General features: G+C 64.5%; 2 protein-coding genes. One reads left to right on the forward strand and one right to left on the reverse strand.

The features are described from left to right. The first annotated feature begins 96 nt into the window (after positions 1-96). Positions 97-1461, forward strand: coding sequence for a magnesium transporter (gene mgtE, locus EOA29_RS30590; protein ID WP_127222045.1), 1365 nt, complete (start codon positions 97-99; stop codon positions 1459-1461). A 66-nt stretch (positions 1462-1527) separates the two neighbouring features. Here the strand turns inward: mgtE and gor are convergent, their stop codons facing one another. Beyond that, entirely contained in the window at positions 1528-2916 is a 1389-nt protein-coding gene (gene gor / locus EOA29_RS30595) for a glutathione-disulfide reductase (protein WP_126093949.1), read from the reverse strand. Positions 2917-3107: the final 191 nt, after the last annotated feature.

Here is a 3107-nt window from a genome sequence, read left to right on the forward strand (position 1 = left end):
CCGCCATGCCTGGCGACAGTCACAGTCGAACGCAACCGCCGTCCGCCTTGACGTGACCTGACGGCTCACGTCCTGCCGGACGGCAAGGAGTGAGCCATGAACGAATTCGCACTCGTACTGGACGACGAAGCCGTCGCCGTCGCCCGTGTGCTTGCCAACGATCACGTCGCCGACGTCGTCGAAGCCCTCAATCATGAGCCCCGTGAGACGGCCATCGAGTTGCTCTGCGCGGTGCCGTTCGAGCGGCTGGTCGAGATTTTCGATCAGCCGGAACTCGAAAGCGCCCCGGAACTCGCCGAGGCCTTGCCGCGAGCCAAGGCGAGCAAGCTTTTGACCGCGATGTCGGTGGACCGCGCGGCCGACATCCTGCGCGAGCTGGATGAGCCGGCCCGCTCAGAGCTGCTTGGCGCGCTCGCCCCGCCGCTGCGCGCAACGCTGCTTTCTATTCTGGGCTATCCCGAAGGCAGCGCCGCCTCGATCATGACGACGGAGTTCGTCAGCGTGCCCTCGGACTGGACCGTCGGCCGCACGCTCGACTACATCCGCAAGGTCGAGCGGACGCGCGAGACGGTCTACGCGATCTACATCGTCGATCCGGAAACGCAGCTTCTGCTGCGTTCGGCGGGGCTGCGCCGCCTCATCACCGGCGAGCCGGAGGATTCGATCCTGTCGGTGGCGCCGGATCGCGTGCCGGTGACGGTCACGCCGCTCACCGATCGCGAAACGCTCGCCCAGACGATCTCCAAATACGACCTGCTCGCCCTCCCGGTGGTCGACCACGGCAAGCTTCTCGGCATCGTCACCATCGACGATATCATCGACACGATGGTCGAGGAAACGACCGAGGACGTGCATCGTTTCGGCGGCATGGAGGCGCTGGACGAGCCCTACATGAAGATGAGCTTCCTCGCCATGATCCAGAAGCGCGCCGGCTGGCTTTGCGCGCTGTTCGTCAGCGAGATGCTGACGGCCAACGCCATGCAGAGCTACGAGGGGGAGCTGGAGAAGGCGATCGTGCTGACGCTCTTCATCCCCCTGATCATGAGCTCCGGCGGCAATTCCGGCTCGCAGGCGACCTCGCTGGTCATCCGCGCGCTGGCGCTGCGCGAGATCGGCCTGCGCGACTGGTGGCGCGTCGCCTTGCGCGAGCTGCCGACAGGACTGGTGCTCGGCTCGATCCTCGGCGTCGTCGGTATCTGCCGCATCACGCTCTGGCAATGTCTCGGCCTCTACGACTACGGCCCGCACTGGATGCTGATCGCGGCAACGGTGGGTGCGGCACTGATCGGCATCGTCACTTTCGGCTCGCTCTCGGGATCGATGCTGCCCTTCGCGCTGAAGCGCATCGGCTTCGATCCGGCGAGCGCCTCGGCGCCGTTCGTCGCCACGCTGGTCGATGTCACCGGGCTGGTGATCTACTTCTCGGTGGCGCTCGTGATCCTGCGCGGCACGCTGCTTTGAACTTGAGACTTCCCGCCGCCGGCATTGCCGGCGGCGGATTCCATCATGATTGCCCGGAACGGAACCTTAGACGCGCTCGCCATTCTTCACGCGATAGGTCGGCTTGTACATGGTGACCAGTTCCTCGGCCGCGGTCGGATGTACCGCCATGGTGCGATCGAAATCGTCCTTGGTGAGCCCGGCCTTCAGCGGAATGCCGAGAAGCTGCGCCATCTCTCCGGCATCCGGTCCCAGAACATGGGCGCCGAGCACTTTTCTGGTGACGCCGTCAACCACGAGCTTCATGAGCATCTTCTCGTCGCGGCCCGACAGCGTGTGCCGCATTGGGCGGAAGGACGCGCGATAGATCTCGATGTCCGGGAAGCGCTTGACCGCCTCATCCTCCGACAGGCCGACAGTGCCGATCTCGGGCTGCGAGAACACGGCCGTCGGGATCGTGTCATGATCCACCGCCGTCGGATTGCCCTTGAAGGCGGTCTCGATGAAACACATCGCCTCGTGGATGGCGACCGGCGTCAACTGCACGCGGTGGGTGACGTCGCCGATCGCCCAGATATTCTCGATATTGGTGCGGGAATATTCGTCGACAACGATCGCACCTGTCTTGCCAAGTTCCACGCCAACGCCTTCGAGCCCCATATTCTCGGTGTTGGGGATACGGCCGATCGCCAGCATCACCTGGTCGACCGTCAGCGTCTGGCCGCCGGAGAGCAGCACGTCCAGCCTGCCCTGCGGGTTCTTGCGCACCCATTCGGAGACCGAGTGGCACAGAATCCTGATCCCCTTCTTCTCCATGGTCTCGTGCAATGAGCGGCGAAGGTCCATGTCGAAGCGGCTGAGGATCTCCTGACCACGGTAGACGAGCGTGGTGTCGACGCCCAGTCCATGGAAAATGTTGGCGAACTCGACGGCGATGTAACCGCCGCCCTCGATCATGATCGCCTTCGGCAACTGCTTGAGATCGAACGCCTCGTTGGAGAAGATGCAATACTCGTGGCCGGAAAGCGCCGGATGCGGCGCCGCCCTGCCGCCGGTGGCGATCAGGATCTGGTCGGCGCTGACGGTGCGGTCCTCGGCAACCAGATATACCGAATGCGGGTCGACCAGCACGGCGCGCGAGTGGAAAGCCTCGCCGCCCGCGCCCACGACATTCTTCTTGTAGATCGCCTCCAGCCTGGCGATCTCCTTGTCCTTGTTGGCGACCAGCGTCGGCCAGTCGAACCTTGCCTCGGGCACCGTCCAGCCATAGCCGGCCGCATCAGTGAAATGCTCGGGAAATTGCGAGGCATAGACATAGAGCTTCTTCGGCACGCAGCCGCGGATGACGCAGGTGCCGCCATAGCGATATTCCTCGGCGATGGCGACGCGCTTGCCGAGGGATGCCGCCACGCGAGCCGCCCTCACCCCACCCGAGCCGCCGCCGATGACGAAGAGATCATAGTCGTAGCCGGCCATCGCGATGGGCTCCTGTAACACAAGAAGGATGGGCCAGAGGTAGGCTGCCGAGCGCCAAAAGAAAAGCCCGGGAAACCCGGGCTCTTCTGGTCCAGCGGCCGTGATCGGCCGAAGCGCCTGTGCGGATCAGTTCTGCGAGTTGTCGGCCGGCGCCGATCCATCGGCAGGAGCCGAGTTGTCGGCCGGGGCGG

Source organism: Mesorhizobium sp. M1E.F.Ca.ET.063.01.1.1 (assembly GCF_003998155.1).
In the GTDB taxonomy this organism is placed as follows: domain Bacteria; phylum Pseudomonadota; class Alphaproteobacteria; order Rhizobiales; family Rhizobiaceae; genus Mesorhizobium.